This window comes from Mesorhizobium sp. B2-5-13, assembly GCF_006440535.1.
Classification (GTDB): Bacteria; Pseudomonadota; Alphaproteobacteria; order Rhizobiales; family Rhizobiaceae; genus Mesorhizobium; species Mesorhizobium salmacidum.
On record NZ_VFUI01000006.1, the window covers coordinates 300,264 to 316,142 of the forward strand.

Consider the following 15,879-nt stretch of genomic DNA (forward strand, 5'->3'; position numbering starts at 1 on the left):
CTGTTCGAACCGGTCAGCCTTTGAGACCGGTCATGGTGATGCCTTCGACGAAGCGCTTCTGTGCGAACAGGAAGGCGACGACGAGTGGAAGGGTGATGATCAGCGTGGCGGCCATCAGCGCGCCATAGTCGTCGCCTGCCTCGGCGGCGCGGAAATACATCAGGCCGAGCGGCGGCGTGGCGTAGGCCTGCTTGCTGACGACGATCAGCGGCCAGTAGAGATCGTTCCAGTGCGCGACCACCGAGAAGATCGCGAACGCGGTGACGGCCGGCCAGGCGTTGGGGACGATGACGCGCGCGACGATGCCGAGTTCGGACATGCCGTCGAGGCGCGCCGCGTGGATGAGGTCGTCGGGCATGGCGCGGAAGAACTGCAGGAACATGAAGATCGCGAACACCGAGATGGTGAACGGCGCCACCAGCGAGGTGTAGCTGTTGAGCAGCGACATCCTATCGAAGGCGACGTAGAGCGGCAGCGCCGTGGCATGGATCGGCACCAGCAGGCCGAGCATGACCAGCACCATCATCAGCCGAGCGGCGCGGAACTTCAGCTTAGCCATGGCGTAGGCGCAAGGAATGGCGACCAGCACCTGGAAGAAGAAGATCAGGCCGCAGACGACAACGCCGTTCCACAGCAGCGTTGCCATCGGCACCTTGTTCAGCGCCTTGGCGAAATTCTCGCCGAAGTAGAAACGCTCGGGGATGAGCGACAGCGACGAGGTGAAGATGTCGCTCTGCGTCTTGCCCGCGGTCGAGATCATGAAAATGTAGGGCGCAAGGATCATCAGCGCGCCGAGCGAAAGCAGGGCGAAACGGATGATGCGGCCGGTCGGGATACTGGTCATGTGTAATGCACCCGCCGGTCGAGCACGCGATATTGGAGAAGCATCAGCACGACGAGGATCGCCAGGAAGACGACCGTCATTGCCGAGGCATAGCCGACGCGCAGATAGACGAAACCTTCCTGGTAGATGGTGAACAGCAGCACTTCGGAGGCTTTATTAGGTCCGCCGTCGGTCAGCATCTTCACAGTCTCGAAGACCTTCACCGCATTGGTGATGCTGATGGTGACGACAAACAGCGTCGTCGGCCCGAGCATCGGCCAGGTGACCAGGAAGAACCGGTCGAGCGCCGATTTCGCGCCGTCGACATGTGCGGCGGCATAGAGTTCGCGCGGGATCGCCGTCAGGCCCGCCAGGAACAACACCATGTTGAAGCCCACCGACTGCCAGACGCCGATGATCGACAGGCTGTAGAGCACGGTGCTCGAGGCGCCGAGCCAGTTCGGACCGGGAATGCCGGCGTGCGCAAGCAGCGCGTTGAGTGGTCCGATCGTCGGATGGAAGAGGTACTGCCAGACAGTCGCCATGGCGACGATCAGCGAAGCCACAGGCAGGAAATAGACGGTACGGAAGAAGCCGCGCGCGCGCGGTTCGCCTTCGATCAGCAAGGCAACGCCGAGACCGAGCACGATCGAGACCGGTGCCACGATCGCGGTATAGACTGACGTGTTCCACAGCGATCTGCGGAAGGTGCGGTCGGTCAGGAGATGCGCGTAGTTCTCGAAGCCGACCAGGCGAAATTTGCCATAGCCGAGCTCGAAATCGGTGAAGCCGAGAAAAATAACGGCAACCACCGGCAGCAGCACGAACAGCAGCAAAAGCACGATCGCGGGAGCCGCCAGCAGCCAGGCGGTGCGATCTTCGCTGCGCCTGTGGAGGGCCGCGGCGCTCGGGACATTGCCCGCCAGCGCGATACTAGACATAGGCCGGCTCCTGGCGTGCGGGCGCGGCACTCGCCGTGCGCAGCCGCCTTCCCTCCGGCCCGAACACCATGGCCTGCTCGGGTGACAGAAGGACACCCACCGGCATTCCCGCGATCAAGTCCTTCGCCTCGTGCGGTGCCAGCTTGGTGATGACATTGTCGCCGGTCACGTCGAGCCGGCAGTGGGCAACGACCTCCGATCCGAGGAATTCCAGACGCTCGATCCGCCCGGCAAGGCCGCTCCGCCCGCTGGGAGACAGTTTGACGAATTCAGGCCGGATGCCGAGGCTGACAGCGCCATCCGCCACCTTCTCCAGCAAGGCCAGCCGGATGCCCATGAAATCGACACGGCCGTTTTCGGCGCGTGCCGGTATAATGTTGATCCTCGGCTGGCCGACAAAGCGCGCAACCTCGATATGGGCGGGATCGTTGTAGATCGCTTCGGGCGCGGCCAGCTGCAGCAGGTTGCCGCCAATCATCACCGCCACGCGATCGGCCATAGAAAGCGCTTCGGCCTGGTCATGCGTCACATAGAGCGTCGGCACGCCGGCGCGGCGGTGCAGTTCCACGATCTCGCCGCGGGCATGGACGCGCAGATTGGCGTCGAGATTGGAAAGCGGCTCATCCATCAGGAAGATGCTGGGGTGGCGCACCATGGCGCGTGCCAAGGCCACGCGCTGCCGCTGCCCGCCCGACATCTGTCCCGGCTTGCGGTCGAGCAGATGGTCGATCTTCAGCACGGTTGCCATCTCGCGGACATCGCGCGAAATGCCGGCGCGGATCTCTTTCTGGCCCGGCAGGACCGAGCCGACCAACGGCAGCCGCTGCGTCCGGCTCAGCCGCTTCATGGCCAGTGGAACCGCGATGTTCTGGCCGGCCGTCAGATGCGGATAGAGCGCGTAGGACTGGAAGACCATGGCGATGTTGCGATCGGCCGCGGCGACCGCCGACATGTCCTTGCCGCCGACGAAAATCTCGCCGCTGTCAGCATGATCAAGCCCCGCCAGAATGCGCAGCAAGGTGCTTTTGCCGCAGCCCGAGGGGCCGACCAGGGCGATGAACTCGCCTGCTTCGACGTCGAGGCTGACGCCGTTCAGGACGGCATTGCCGCCAAAGGACTTGTTCAGATCGCGAAGCGAGAGCGCGCTCATGATGCGACCTTCCCGCGGACCTTGTGCGCCTCGTCCGGGTAGACCTCCTCGACCACCTCGTCGAGGACATGGACGCTCATGCCTGGGATCGCGACGATCTCACTGGTGACTGTGTCGCCGAATTCATGCACGACCGCGCCGAGCAGCCGCTCGCCCGGCATGTCGCGCTCCATGTCGCCGACGACGAAGGCCGCCGAAGGCCCCCATACCAGCGCGGTGCTTTCGTATTTGCCTTGCCATGCCCGGTGCAGGTGACCGCTGGCGAAAAGCGCCACGTCATGGGCATCGATGAGATCGTAGAGACGCCGCCGCTGTGCCGGGCGGACGCTCCAGTAACCGGTGTCACCTTCGCCGGGCTCGTCGATGAACAGCGGCTTGTGGGCGAAGAGCGCGATGCGCCGGCCGCCACGGCTTTCCAACGCCGCACGCAGCCATTCGAACTGAGCCTCTTCCTCGGCATCATCAAAGCCCATCAGCAGGCTGTCGAGGCCGATAAATCGCCAGTTTCCAGCGTCCTCCATCCAGTAATTAGGACCGACCAGCCGGCGCCAGCGCTCGAGGCGTTCCGCGTTGACCGGCTGCAAGGAGCCGGGCAGATGACCGACATCGTGATTGCCGGGCACCAGCAGCATCGGGACCGAGATTTCCCGCATCAGCTCCATGCAGAAGCTGATGTCGGCATCCTTGTCGGCGCCATCGACGCTAAGATCGCCGGTGTGGATGACGAGGTCGGCGCCGCTCTGCGCGATCCAGGCGGCCAGCGGCTCCCAATTGTCGTTGAAATGCGGCTTGGTCGGGCTGAAATGGGTATCGGTGATCTGGACGATTTTCATGCCGGCTCCACTGCGAGAGCCGGCTGCCGGAAAACCCCCGGCGAGCGACTTCACGTGGGGTCTCCTTAGAGCTGTTACATGTCACTTCCTTAACAGGCTGGAGACAAATTTTCCTTCCACGCCGATTGGCTGGCTGACTCCTAGATTAGCTCTTCACCTCGAATTGCGTATCGACCGGGATCTGCATGGCCGTGACCAGATGATTGGTCAGGCCGGCGAGCCCGATGATCGATACCAACTCGCCATGCTGTACATCGGTCATGCCCTTGGCCCGCGCCGCCGCCGTGTGCGAATGAACGCAGTAGGAACAGCCATTGGCCGTCGATACCGCGATATAGATCATTTCCTTGGTCAATGGGTCGATGGCGCTGTCGGCGACCATCACCACCTTCAGCTGCTCCCAGATGCGCTTCAACGCCGCCGGATCATTGGCGAGCCCTCGCCAGAAATTGTTGACGAAATCGGATTTGCGCGTCGCCCTGATGTCGTCGAACACCGCCTTCACTACCGGGATCTTCTCCACCTCGGCATCGCTGAGGAGTCTTGTGGTGGCCATGGTCTGGTCCTTTCGTTTGGATCGATGAATTAGCCCGTTGAATCACGTCTCGAGCAAATACGGCTAACCAACTTTTTTGACTCAGTTTTGGCGCTCAATGCACGGGACCTTGAAGGTTGGCCGAAGCACCTAAAACTTCGTCATCCCTGGGCGAAGCAGGAGCGAAGCTCCGTCGCGGAGACCCTGGGATCCATGCGGCGACCTTAGTTGTAGAGCGCAGCGGAGCAGAATCCTGCCCCGTGGCAACGCACCGGAGTCCCGGCATGGATCCTGAGGTCTGCGCCGCGTCGCTTCGCTCCTTGCTTCGCCCCAGGATGACGAAGTGGTCGTCGTGTCGGCTAATCCTGAAGCCTGCAGCAAAGATTGTCAGATATATCGGGTATTCCTCGAACACACCCTAATGCACCGCCGCGTACATGATCTTCTCCTCCGTCGCCTCCGCCGGGGAAAACTCCTCGACGATGCGGCCCTGCCGACAGACCAAAATGCGATCCGACAGGTTCATGATCTCCGGCAAATAGGACGAGATGACAACGACCGCGAGGCCCTCGTCGGCCAGCCTGTTGATGATCTGGTGGATCTCGGCGATGGCGCCCACATCGACGCCGCGCGTCGGCTCGTCGAATATGACGATGCGCGGCTTCTGTACCAGCCCCTTGCCGATCACCACCTTCTGCTGGTTGCCGCCGGACAGCTCGACCACGCGCGCATTGTCGTTGATCGCCTTGATGTTCAGCGTCTTGGTCCATTCGGCCGAAAGCTGACGCATCTCCTGCTGGTTGATCACCCACGACTGTTCGCGGCCTGCCGCCAGCAGCCCGCCGAACAGGTTCTCGGCAATGCCCATCGTTTCGAAGATACCTTCGCTCTTGCGGTCCTCGGTGACATAGACGATGCCGTCCGCCACGGCTTCGCTCGGCACGAGATAGCGCACCGGCCTGTCGTCCAGCTCGATCGCCCCACCGCGCAAAAAATCGCGCTTGTAGATGCCCGACACGATCTTGAAAGTCTCGGTGCGGCCGGAACCGATCAGCCCGAACACGCCGGTGATCTGGCCTTCGAAGATCGAGAAGGAATTGTTGCGCACGACATTGCTCATCGAGATGTCCTGCACCGAGAGCACCTTCTTGCCGGCCTTGCGCAGCTTGGCTTCGTCGCGCTGGCGGTAAATCTGTCCCGACAGCGTTCGCCCAACCATGGCGGCGACGATCTTGTCGCGGTCGAAGGTTGATGTGTCGTCGGTGATGACCAGTTCGCCGTCGCGCAGGATGGTGATGCGGTCGGCGATCATCAGAGCCTCTTCGAGAGCATGGCTGATGAAGACGATCGACACACCGTTCGCCTTCAGCCGCCGGATCAGCGCGAAGAAATGCCGCTTCTCCTCCGGCGTCAGCGTCGCCGTCGGTTCATCGAAGATGATGATCTCGGCATTGTGGTGCACGGCGCGCGCGATCTCGACCATCTGCCGCTTGGCAGCACCCAGTGTCGCCACCATGGCGTTGGGGTCGACCGGAAAATTCAGCGACTGCAGGAACTGCTGTGCTGAAATATACGTGCCGCGCAGCCGGTTGAGGAATTTTTCAGTACCGAGATAGAGGTTTTGCGCCACCGTCATCGACGGCACCAGGCTGGTCTCCTGAAACACCATGGCGATGCCGGCCTCGAGCGCCGCATGCGGCGAGGCGTAGGCGATCTCCCGCCCCTTGTGGAACATCCTGCCTGACGTGGCGTCGACCACACCGGCGATGATCTTGGTCAGTGTCGACTTGCCGGCACCATTCTCGCCGAGCAGCGCATGGATTTCGCCCTTGCGCAGTTCGAAGCTGACGTTCTTCACCGCGGGCACGCCGCGGTAATTCTTGGTGACGTTTTCGAGGCGAACGATCGGTTCCATCAGAAACCTCCCGAGGCAAGATCGACGGCCAGCACGCAATCACCACCCCTGGAAGCAATGAACAGCTCGCCGCCTTTCTCCACCACGCTGCAGATGCCGTGGCGCGTGCCGTTGGCGCGGCTGTGCAGGCTAAATTGTGGTTGCATCTCCCGGTCGAGCCGGACCACCAGCCCGTAGGAGCGGCTGGGCGACCACGGCTTGTGAATGCCCATCGTGCGGATGCCGCCGCATTGCAGCGGCTCGAGGAAACTGCGGTTTGATACCAGCGCCGGGGCAATCCAGTAGGCCGGCGGCACCTGGTCGATCATGTCCTGACGGTAATGCGTCTCCTGCAGCACGAATTCGATCAACCGGTTGCGTGGGGCGAACAGCGTCAGCCACGCCCCGCCATCGCCAGCAGGCGACAGCCGCGCGGGATAGCCGGGCAGATGCGTCAGGACCGTCGAGCGGTTGCCGGTCGCGCCATCGAAACGGACAAGCTGGTGTCGCCAGCTTTCGCTGACCAGCACATCGCTGCCAAGGATGTGAAGTCCATAGGGAAAAGCGATGTCGCCAGCCACCTTGCGGAACTCGCCACCCGCCGCCCGCCCCCAAAGCGAACCGGACGCGCCCTTCTTCATCAGGTCGGCGGCCCATTGCGACGGCGAGAATTCGGCCGAACCATTGGCAAGCCACAGCGTACCGTCTCCTGCATAGGCAAGCGCGGTGATGCAGCCAATCCCTGCCGGCAAGGACAACTCCCTGCCCGCGATCAACAGCTTGCCGCTCTCCAGCCCCACCGTCAGTTCGCCTGAAGGCGACAGCGTCAGCGCCGTGACGGGAGATGGAAAGGTCCCGACCACGGCAGGTTCCACACCAACGGCAATCGCATAGACGGCGTTGCCGCTGGAGGCCAGCAGCCGGCCATCGGCAACCAGCAGATTGTCCGGCTCGGTCAGCTCGGCGAACGCCGGCGCATCATCGAGCCGCGTGTTGGGGCGGAAGGCGCCGTCGAGCGGCGGGATAGTCACCGCCTTGCCACGAAACATATCCAGGATCGGATCGAGGATCATGGCTTCGCTCCCCAGTAGGAGGCAGGGCTGGTCCAGCTCGGGTCGGCGCCGGCAATTTTGTAGCGGCCGATGCGATTGTTGAGGATGCCGCCGACAAAGAGATATCCCTTGTGCTCGCGCATCGAGGTGACCATTGGGTGCGCCCCGCCTGTCAAGTCGCCCATCGCCTCGACGATGCCGCCCTTTTCGTTGAATTTCACCACGCCGCCGGTGTTGATGTTGGGAAACAGCCATTCGTCCTGCGGCAGCCGGCGCGTCATGCGCTTGCGCATGTCGGGATGGCGCAGCGAGAGGTCGAAGCTCGGCGTGCGCATGCCCAGCCACGCCATCCAGTAATTGCCGTCCGACGCCCGGTTGATGTTGTCGGGGTAACCCGGCATGTCGCGGATGACGCATTCGGCGGTGCCGGCCTTCGGCCCTTCCAGCCAATAGCGGTGCACCCGGCAGGCCCAGCTTTCGGCGAAGAACAGCGACTTGCCGTCATGCGCCATGCAGACACCATTGGTGTAGCGGTAGCCATCGAGCAGCGTCTTCGTGGAACCGTCCTTCGGATCGTAGACCAGCAGCCGGCCTGTGGCGCGGTTTTCGATCGAATCCAGCGCCCAATCATGGGCATCATACCGCTTGGTCGAGTCCGTAAAATAGATGCGGCCGTCCGGAGCGATGTCGCAATCATTGGGATCGCGCAGCCGCGCATCGTCGACGATCGACGTCCAGGAGCGCGACGTCTCCGCCGACAGCCGTTTCACTTCGCGCTGCGGCGAAACCGAATACAGCCCCATGGCTCCGACGCAGCTGATCAAATTGCCCGACTTGTCGAAAGCCAGCCCCAGCGGAAACCCGCCAATATGGGCGAACACTTCCGACCTGACATAGTCCGGCGCGAAGAAGCGGACGATCTCGCCATGGCGCGTGCCGCAATAGAGATCGTCATCGCGGTCGAGGATGACGTCTTCTGGCCCTTCCAGCTCACCGAGCCCGATATGGTCCGCAGCCGATAGTCGGTTGTCGAGGGCATAAGGTGTGCCGGAGCCCGGCACCGCGGACTGTGTTTTGCCCATCTTAAGATAGACCGGCGCGACATAGACCTCGTTGAGCACCTTGTGGCGGTTCTTCAGCCAGCGGATGTCGATGGTCACCGCCACCGCCAGCATGATGCCCAGTACCATCTGGTTGGTGCCGGTGCCGTAGCCAAGCCGGATCAGCCCATTCGTCATGGTGAGCACGATGATGGCGCCCATCAGGCCCTTGATCACCGAGCCGCGCCCGCCGCCGAGGCTGACGCCGCCGACCACCGCCGCGGTCAGCGCCATGATCTCGAGGTTGAGGCCTGTGCCCGGCCCTGCCCCGCTCAGGCGGCAAGCGATGAGAAAGCCGCCGATCGAGGCGCAGAAACCGGAAAAGACATAGGTCATGAACACGGTACGGCGCACCCGGATGCCGGCATTGTGCGCCGAGCGCCGGGAGCCACCCACCGCCAGCACATGCCAGCCGGGACGTGAACGTGTCAGCGCGATATGGGTGACGATGGCAAGGATGATCGCCAGCCACACCGAAACGGACAGGCCCCAGAAAGTGCTGTCGCCGATGAAATCGAGCACGTCGGACGTAGCGGTCGAAAGCTGTACGTCGGCGGCATAGGTGGTGACTAGGATGTCGAACAGCGCCCGCCCGAAGATGAAGGTGACGAGCGTGGTGAGGAAGGCACGCAGCCGCAGGTAGCCGACGAGATAGCCGTTGATCGCGCCGAAGACTAGACCGGTGGCGAGCGAGGCGGCCAGCGCCAGCCAGATCGATTGTTCAAGGATGAAGAAGACATAGACCGCGGAAAAGCAGGACAGCGCGAAGATCGAGCCGACCGAGAGATCGATGCCGCCGCCAAGCATCACCACGGTCATGCCGGTGACCACCATCGAGAATTCGCCGAGTTGCCGGGTCGATTCCTGCAGCGAGGAGAGCTTGAAGAAGCCTGGAATGATCGCGCCGAACACGCCGAGCGTCGCCACCAGCGCCAGGAACGGAATGGCGTTGTCGGTCCAGCGCTTGGTCAGGATCTCGCCGACCAGATGGTCGGGCACGAGATTGTAGCGCCAGGACTGCAGGCGTTCGCGAAAGGTCATCGGGTCACTGCGGGCACGAGAGAACAAGGAAAGAGAAGAGGTGGCCGGAATTGTCCGGCCACCTCGCTGATACCAGCTGAAGGCAATCGGCTTACTTCGCCGCTGCTTCGGCCTGCAGCGCCTTCAGGTCCCAGCAGCTATCCGGCTTGAGATCGGCCTTCGTCGTCGCCTTCTCCAGCGTATAGATGTAGGTGTGCGAGGTGCCGGCCGGCTGGCCACTCTGCAGCAGGAATTTGATGATAGCGTTCATGTCGCCCGACTGCCGGGCAAGTTCCGTCATGACGACAGCACCGTAAGTGCCGTCCTGCAGCTTGTCGCAGTCGGCCGCCTTTTCGCCGCCGCCGGTCGTGACCAAAAACACCTTGCCGTCGAGCTTGGCGTCGCGGATCGCGGCGGATGCGCCGGTCGCGTCACCATCCCAGAAGTCGATGATCGAGCAGATGTCCGGGTTCTGCTGCAGCATGGTCGTCGTCACGTTGCGCGAGGTCGTGGCGTCCCAGTTGGAGTCGGGCTTGGCCACGACCTTGAAGTCGGGATGCTTGTCCAGCACCTTCATGATGCCGGCATACTGGTACAGGCTGGAAGAGTTGGCCTGGTCGCCCTGCACCAGCCCGATCTTCTTGGACGAGTTCTCGCCGCAGCCCTTGATCGCGGCTTCGGCTTCGAGCTGGCCGAGCCGGTCCCAGTCGCTGCCGACAAAGGCGTCGGCGGGGAAATTCGCCGGATTGTCGACGAGGATCACATAGGTGCCGGCGGCCTGCGCCTTCTTCATCAGCTTGGAATAGGAGTTGAGGTCCGGCGCATGGATGATCAGCACATCGGGCCTCGTGTCCGACGAGATCGCATCGGTGATCGCCTGCGCTCCGGCATCGACCACCCAGTTCGGATCACGCGTCTCGAACGTGCCGCCCCAGGCCTCGACCTCCTTCTTCAGGTAATGTGCCCAGCCCTGCGCCAGGTCGAAGCCCATCGCCAGCGGCACCAGCATGACGCGCTTGCCTTTCAGCGCTTGCGCATAGGCAGCGGGGCCTGGATCGTCGGCGGCGAAGGTCGGCGCCACGAAGGCAGTGACGGCAAGGGCCGTGGCCGCCGCCACGAGTGTTCTGATCAGTTTCATGTGTCATCCTCTGGTTCGGTTTTCATTGCCGGCCGATCGCCCCCGATCGCGCCGGGTACCCCGAGCAAGATGGGCTAGCCCATCTGCTCTAAATGTCGCCCTGCTGCGCTGTCTGTTCGTCACGTGGATTGATGATGCCGTCGACGATGATGGCGCCGAGCAGGATCGCCGCCTTGATCAGATTCTGGTAGAGCAGCGGAATATCGATGATGGTCATGGCGTTGAGCAGGACGCCGATGAGTGCTGCCCCGACCAGCACGTTGCGCACCCCGCCTCGCCCGCCCGACAGCCCGATGCCGCCGATCACCGCCACCAGCACGATGTCGTAGAGCAGCGTCGAATTGACGACACGCGTATTGATCGAATGCAGGCTGGCCGCGGTCAAAAGGCCGGCGATCAGTGCCACGAAAGCGGACAGCACATAGCGCAGCACCAGCATCGGCCGTACCGGAATCCCGATATTGCGCGCCGCGACCGGATTGTCGCCGGCGAAATAGATATAGCGGCCCCATTTGGTGTAGCGCAGGAACAGGAAGAACAGGAAGGCGAGACCCGCGAAGACGAACACCTCGATCGGGACGTCGAGGAAGCGCAGGCCGCCGAGCAGTTCCACCCAATGGCCCTGCGGCACCGGCACCGCGTCCTGGGTGATCAATTGCGAACGGACATAGCCGAAGACGAAGGAGCCGGTCGCCAGCGTGACGAAGATCGCCGGCACATCGGCGTAGGCGACGAGAAAGCCGTTGAGCAGGCCGATGCCGAGCACGCCGGCCAGCACATAGGTGAAGGCCAGCCCATCCGGCGTTCCGGTATTGAGCAGTTGCAGATACCAGGCGACCGACATCGCCATGATCGCCACCGCCGACAGGTCAATGCCGCGGCCGATGATGACGACCGCCATGCCCAGCGCCAGAATACCCAGTACCGAGACTGAGCGGACGATGGCGACGAGATTGTTGGGATCTATGAAGCGAGGCAGGGCTATAGCCGCTGCAACGAACAGCACCACCGCTATGGCAAAGACAATGCCTTCCTGATTCAGGCTCCTGAAGTTCAGCCAGCCGCCCATGTTCATTGTCTGCTTTCACCCCGGTGGCAGCGCTGCCGTCCCTGGGAGAGAAAGCTAATCGGCTCAGCGCCGCTTCGTCAAATGAATCCGCGTTCAAAAGGCGGGCTGGCGATGAGATTCGCAAAGTGGACGCGTCGATTGCCGAATCTGGCGCAATGCCCGGAAACTCCTGCGCTTTTGGCAATTGTTTGTGTCATCGTCCGTGCCTGCGGATATACAGCACCAAGGCGAAAGGCGAAGACGGATTTAACCCTGCGGTCGGCGGGAAAATTCGATTTCAGTTCCGGCAATATGGCCCGAGACCTCAGCGCCGGCGGTCTTCGGCAACCCCAGGAAACGGAACGACGAAACCAGTCCGATGACGCCGATCACCAGGAAGGCTGCTCGAAAATCGACGAGATCGAGCGCCGGCCGGTCGCTGGCGATCTGCGACAGGTTGAGGATCGCCGCCGCCACGGCAACGCCGAACAGCATCGCCACCTGCTGCAGCATGGAGGATAACGTCGCCGCGGAGCTGCGCTGACCAGCCGCGATATCGGCGAAGGCCAGCGTGTTGAGCGCGGTGAACTGCATCGAGCGCGTCAGGCCGGCGATCAGCATCAGCGCCACCACCAGGGCCTGGGGCGTCTGTGGCGAGATCGCCGCGCACGCCATGATCGATGCGGACGCGATGATGCCGTTGACGACCATCACCGAGCGAAAGCCGAAGCGGCGCAGCGTCGGCGTCGTTACCGTCTTCATGCCGAGATTGCCGAGGAAATAGGCCAGGATCATCATGCCGGCATCGACCGGCGATAGCCCGAAGCCGACCTGGAACAGCAGCGGCAAAAGGAATGGCGTGGCGTTGATCGCCACCCGGAAGATGGTTCCGGCGGCGAGCGTCGAGATGGCGAAGGTCTGCACCTTGAACGAGGAGAGGTCGAGCAGCGGATGCGGCGCGCGACGGAGATGCCGCACCGCTACCCAGCCGACGACGATGCCTGCAACGATCAGCCCCACCGTCGGCCAGACGCCATCTTCCGGATGCGCGATGCGCTCGAGACCATAGAGCAGGCAGGCCAGCCCCAGCGAGGTCAGGAAAAAACCCGGCCAGTCGAGTGGCTTGGCATCGGCTTCACGGTCGCCCGGGATGAAACGGGCGACCAGCGCCAGCCCGATCATGCCGAGCGGGATGTTGATGAAGAAATTCCAGTGCCAGGACAGATAGGTGGTGATGAAGCCGCCAAGCACCGGCCCAACGACAGGCGCGAAGAGCGCCGGCCAGGTGATCAGCGCCGTGGCGTTGAGCAATTCGGATTTCGACGCGTTGCGCAGCACCAGGATGCGGCCGACCGGTGTCATCAGCGCGCTGCCCAGGCCCTGCACGGCACGGGCAACGACAAATTCGGTCAGGTTCTGCGAAAAGCCGCAGGCGAGCGAAGCCAGAGTGAACAGCGCGATTGCCGCGAGGAAGATGTTGCGTGCGCCAAAACGGTCGGCGAGCCAGCCCGACAGCGGTACGAACACCGCCATGGTCAGCATGTAGACGGTGATGCCGATGCTCATCGCCACCGCCGGCACGCCGAAGGAGGCGCCCATCTGCGGCAGCGAGGTCGAGATGATCGTGGAATCCAGCAGTTGCATGAAAAAGGCGATGGCGACGATCAGCGCCACACGCCGCGAATTCCCGGCTGGGTCGGCTGAAGCTTCGGTCTCGGAAATGGCTGTCATGACGGACCGCTTTGAACAGCATTTGGCCGACTGCGTCCAGACAACAGCCAACAAACTTTCGTGTCGCGCCGCGGCCTGTTATGGATGGGCGGGGTGGCCGAGGAACAGCGTGCGCATGAAGCCCATCTATATCGACTATCTCAATGCCCTGGACATCAAAGCGCTTGCCATGACCGATGCCGAGATCATCGGCGCGGTCGAGGCCGGGCTCGTTGCGCAAGGCAAGGGCCAGACAGTGATCGAGCCGCGTGTCCACCTCGAACCCGACCCGTCCTTCCACGGCCATTTCAATGTCTTGCGCGGCTACGTGGCGCCGCTCGACGCGGCCGGCGTGAAAATCGTCGGCGACTTTGTCGACAACTATCTTCATGGCCTGCCGTCGGAATTCGGCATCCTCAATTTGTTCGACCCGCGCATCGGCGCGCCGCGCGCCATCCTCGACGCCACCGTCATCACCGACATGCGCACCGGCGCCGTCACCGCGATCGGCGCCGAACACCTAGCTCGCAAGAATTCGAAGGTGCTCGCTCATATCGGCGCACGCGGCACCGCCTATTGGAACGTGCGCCTGCTCGACCATCTCTTCGATTTCGACGAGATCCGCGTCCATTCGCGCCGGCCGGAAAGCCGCGATGGCTTTGCGGCAAAACTCTCCGCCGACCTTGGCAAACCCGTCACTGCGGTCGCCGACTGGGAGAGCTGCGTCAAGGGCGCCGACATTGTCGTCGAAGCATCGCGCCTGCCCGAGCCGCAGCCGTTGCTGAAGACAGAATGGATCAAGTCGGGCGCGCTGGTCGTCCCCTATGGCACGATGAGCGCGGTGGAGCTGTCGCTGACCGACATCATGCAGAAGATGGTCGTCGACGATTGGGGCCAGTGCAAAGGCGGCAAGTTCGGCTCGCTGCGCGCCCATGTCGAGGCCGGACGGCTGAGCGAAGCAACGCTGCATGCCGAACTCGGCCAGATCGCCGCCGGACTCAAGCCAGGACGGCAAAGTGACGACGAAACAATCCTGTTCTGGCATCGCGGCCTGTCGCTGTCCGACATAGCGCTCGGCAAGGCGATGCTGGCCAAGGCAAAGGCGCAAGGCATCGGCCAAAGGCTGCGCTTCGCATGAGCGCGCTCGTCCTCACCGGGGCTGGCGTCAGAATCGGCGATGTCGCCGCCGTCGCCCGCGAGGCGCGCAAGGTGGAAATCGGACCCGATGTCATTGGCAGGCTGGAGAAGGCGCGAAAAGTGCTCGATCAGGCCGCGGCCTCCGGCCAGCAGATCTACGGCCTGAACACCGGGCTGGGCGCCAATCTCGGCACATCGGTCGAGGGTGACGCCAGCGCCTTCCAGCGTCAGTTGCTGGAAGGCCGCAGCGGCGCGGTCGGTGAAGCGCTGCCGGTCGAAGCCGTGCGTGCCACCATGCTCGCCCGCCTGACAATGTTGTCGGCCGGCGGATCCGGCCTCTCCCCGTCAGTCTTTGTCGCCTTGGCCGATGCGCTCAACGCCGGCGTCCATCCGGTGATGCCGTCGCTGGGCTCGATCGGCGCCGGCGACCTTGTGCTGATGACGGCGCTTGCTCGCCTGCTGATCGGCGAAGGCGAGGCTGATTATCAGGGAAGGCGCATGCCGGCGGTCAAGGCGCTGATGATGGCCCGCCTCGGCCCCATCGGCCTGGCGCCCAAGGATGGGCTGTCGCTGATCAACGCATCCGCCGTCTCCGCCGGCAGCGGCGCGCTTGTTGTCACGGACGCGCTGTCGGCTCTGGCCCAACAGCAGCAGGCTGGCGCGTTGACCATGGAAGGGATCGGCGCCAACCGCGCCATCCTCGATCCCCGCCTGCACATGGCGCGGCCGGCCGCGGGCCAGCAGGAAGCCGCCAAGGCGCTGCATGATCTTCTCGCCCGCGACGAAGCGCCGGCGCCCACCACCATACAGGATCCGCTGTCGATCCGCTGCATGCCCTCGATCCATGGCGCACTGATCGAGGCGATCGGCCAGGCAAGACGCGCCGTCGAGATCGAACTCAATGCCGCCGCCGACAATCCGCTGGTGCTGGGCGACGACGGCGTGGTGATGTCGACTGGCAACTTCCACACGGCGGCGCTCTCGCTCGCCTTCGAGACGCTAGGCCTCGCAATCGCGCAATGCGCCGCCGCAAGTGCCGCCCGCTTCATCCAGCTCACCGGTTCGGGCCGCAACGGCCTGCCCAAATACCTGTCGCCGGTCGGTGGCGCCTCGGCCGGCTTCGTGCCGTTGCAGAAGACCGTGACGTCGATCCTGGCCGCCATCCGCCACAAGGCCAATCCGGTGATGCTCGACTTCCTGCCGGTTTCGGAAGGCGTCGAGGATCACGCCACGCAGACGCCGCTGGCGATATCGAAATGCGCGGACATGATCGCGCTGTGGCGCCGGCTGATCGCCTTCGAACTGATGGCCGCGGCACAGGCAATCGACTTGCGTGAAGGGTTGACGCTGGCGCCACGCACCGCAGCGGTTCAAACAGCCGTGCGCGGGCTCGTCTCAACCCTGAAGGAAGACAGGCCTCTCGGCATCTACGCCGAAGCACTCTACGCCGCGCTGACCGGCGGCACATGGCAGGCCTTATGCCGTTTCTGACATGTCA

At 63.3% G+C, this 15,879-nt stretch carries 13 protein-coding genes; 2 read left to right on the plus strand and 11 right to left on the minus strand.

All coding sequences use genetic code 11. The features are described from left to right. Window positions 1–13: 13 nt before the first annotated feature. The 11 genes from FJ434_RS13525 to FJ434_RS13580 all read right to left on the minus strand — a co-directional run bounded on the left by FJ434_RS13525 (window position 14) and on the right by FJ434_RS13580 (window position 13,265). Window positions 14–844, minus strand: a complete 831-nt coding sequence (locus FJ434_RS13525; protein WP_140747678.1) for a carbohydrate ABC transporter permease — start codon at window positions 842–844, stop codon at window positions 14–16. Next, window positions 841–1,764, minus strand: coding sequence for a sugar ABC transporter permease (locus FJ434_RS13530; protein WP_140747681.1), 924 nt, complete (start codon window positions 1,762–1,764; stop codon window positions 841–843). The genes FJ434_RS13525 and FJ434_RS13530 overlap by 4 nt, the downstream gene beginning before the upstream one ends. Beyond that, a complete protein-coding gene (locus FJ434_RS13535) occupies window positions 1,757–2,914 on the minus strand; it encodes an ABC transporter ATP-binding protein (protein WP_140747684.1) in 1,158 nt (385 codons plus the stop codon). The genes FJ434_RS13530 and FJ434_RS13535 overlap by 8 nt, the downstream gene beginning before the upstream one ends. After that, on the minus strand, window positions 2,911–3,747 hold the full coding sequence (locus FJ434_RS13540; protein WP_140747687.1) for a metallophosphoesterase: 837 nt from the start codon (window positions 3,745–3,747) through the stop codon (window positions 2,911–2,913). The genes FJ434_RS13535 and FJ434_RS13540 overlap by 4 nt, the downstream gene beginning before the upstream one ends. Before the next feature lie 145 nt (window positions 3,748–3,892). Then, window positions 3,893–4,303, minus strand: a complete 411-nt coding sequence (locus FJ434_RS13545) for a carboxymuconolactone decarboxylase family protein (protein ID WP_140747690.1) — start codon at window positions 4,301–4,303, stop codon at window positions 3,893–3,895. A 397-nt stretch (window positions 4,304–4,700) separates the two neighbouring features. Continuing rightward, on the minus strand, window positions 4,701–6,197 hold the full coding sequence (locus FJ434_RS13555) for a sugar ABC transporter ATP-binding protein (protein ID WP_140713639.1): 1,497 nt from the start codon (window positions 6,195–6,197) through the stop codon (window positions 4,701–4,703). Continuing rightward, complete coding sequence (locus FJ434_RS13560) at window positions 6,197–7,249, minus strand: SMP-30/gluconolactonase/LRE family protein (protein ID WP_140747693.1); 1,053 nt, start codon at window positions 7,247–7,249, stop codon at window positions 6,197–6,199. Before FJ434_RS13560 ends, FJ434_RS13555 begins: the two co-directional genes overlap by 1 nt. Further along, window positions 7,246–9,369: an SMP-30/gluconolactonase/LRE family protein gene (locus FJ434_RS13565; protein ID WP_140747696.1), complete on the minus strand. Its 2,124-nt coding sequence runs from the start codon at window positions 9,367–9,369 to the stop codon at window positions 7,246–7,248. The genes FJ434_RS13560 and FJ434_RS13565 overlap by 4 nt, the downstream gene beginning before the upstream one ends. Before the next feature lie 91 nt (window positions 9,370–9,460). Next, window positions 9,461–10,486, minus strand: a complete 1,026-nt coding sequence (locus FJ434_RS13570; RefSeq protein ID WP_140747699.1) for a sugar ABC transporter substrate-binding protein — start codon at window positions 10,484–10,486, stop codon at window positions 9,461–9,463. An 88-nt stretch (window positions 10,487–10,574) separates the two neighbouring features. Next, window positions 10,575–11,561 carry an ABC transporter permease gene (locus tag FJ434_RS13575; protein WP_140747703.1) on the minus strand — a complete coding sequence of 329 codons (987 nt, stop codon included), beginning with the start codon at window positions 11,559–11,561 and terminating at the stop codon, window positions 10,575–10,577. A gap of 240 nt (window positions 11,562–11,801) precedes the next feature. Continuing rightward, window positions 11,802–13,265: a DHA2 family efflux MFS transporter permease subunit gene (locus FJ434_RS13580; protein WP_140747706.1), complete on the minus strand. Its 1,464-nt coding sequence runs from the start codon at window positions 13,263–13,265 to the stop codon at window positions 11,802–11,804. A gap of 115 nt (window positions 13,266–13,380) precedes the next feature. On the opposite strand from FJ434_RS13580, the gene FJ434_RS13585 reads away from it, so the two are divergent. After that, window positions 13,381–14,382, plus strand: a complete 1,002-nt coding sequence (locus FJ434_RS13585; RefSeq protein WP_140747709.1) for an ornithine cyclodeaminase family protein — start codon at window positions 13,381–13,383, stop codon at window positions 14,380–14,382. Continuing rightward, on the plus strand, window positions 14,379–15,872 hold the full coding sequence (hutH, locus tag FJ434_RS13590; protein ID WP_140747712.1) for a histidine ammonia-lyase: 1,494 nt from the start codon (window positions 14,379–14,381) through the stop codon (window positions 15,870–15,872). Before FJ434_RS13585 ends, hutH begins: the two co-directional genes overlap by 4 nt. The last annotated feature ends 7 nt before the right edge of the window (window positions 15,873–15,879 follow it).

What these genes read in the sequence shown, in the direction of transcription:
- FJ434_RS13525 (WP_140747678.1), bottom strand. Translation starts at nt 844, where the DNA reads ATGACCAGTATCCCGACCGGCCGCATCATCCGTTTCGCCCTGCTTTCG.
- FJ434_RS13530 (WP_140747681.1), bottom strand. Translation starts at nt 1,764, where the DNA reads ATGTCTAGTATCGCGCTGGCGGGCAATGTCCCGAGCGCCGCGGCCCTC.
- FJ434_RS13535 (WP_140747684.1), bottom strand. Translation starts at nt 2,914, where the DNA reads ATGAGCGCGCTCTCGCTTCGCGATCTGAACAAGTCCTTTGGCGGCAAT.
- FJ434_RS13540 (WP_140747687.1), bottom strand. Translation starts at nt 3,747, where the DNA reads ATGAAAATCGTCCAGATCACCGATACCCATTTCAGCCCGACCAAGCCG.
- FJ434_RS13545 (WP_140747690.1), bottom strand. Translation starts at nt 4,303, where the DNA reads ATGGCCACCACAAGACTCCTCAGCGATGCCGAGGTGGAGAAGATCCCG.
- FJ434_RS13555 (WP_140713639.1), bottom strand. Translation starts at nt 6,197, where the DNA reads ATGGAACCGATCGTTCGCCTCGAAAACGTCACCAAGAATTACCGCGGC.
- FJ434_RS13560 (WP_140747693.1), bottom strand. Translation starts at nt 7,249, where the DNA reads ATGATCCTCGATCCGATCCTGGATATGTTTCGTGGCAAGGCGGTGACT.
- FJ434_RS13565 (WP_140747696.1), bottom strand. Translation starts at nt 9,369, where the DNA reads ATGACCTTTCGCGAACGCCTGCAGTCCTGGCGCTACAATCTCGTGCCC.
- FJ434_RS13570 (WP_140747699.1), bottom strand. Translation starts at nt 10,486, where the DNA reads ATGAAACTGATCAGAACACTCGTGGCGGCGGCCACGGCCCTTGCCGTC.
- FJ434_RS13575 (WP_140747703.1), bottom strand. Translation starts at nt 11,561, where the DNA reads ATGAACATGGGCGGCTGGCTGAACTTCAGGAGCCTGAATCAGGAAGGC.
- FJ434_RS13580 (WP_140747706.1), bottom strand. Translation starts at nt 13,265, where the DNA reads ATGACAGCCATTTCCGAGACCGAAGCTTCAGCCGACCCAGCCGGGAAT.
- FJ434_RS13585 (WP_140747709.1), top strand. Translation starts at nt 13,381, where the DNA reads ATGAAGCCCATCTATATCGACTATCTCAATGCCCTGGACATCAAAGCG.
- hutH (WP_140747712.1), top strand. Translation starts at nt 14,379, where the DNA reads ATGAGCGCGCTCGTCCTCACCGGGGCTGGCGTCAGAATCGGCGATGTC.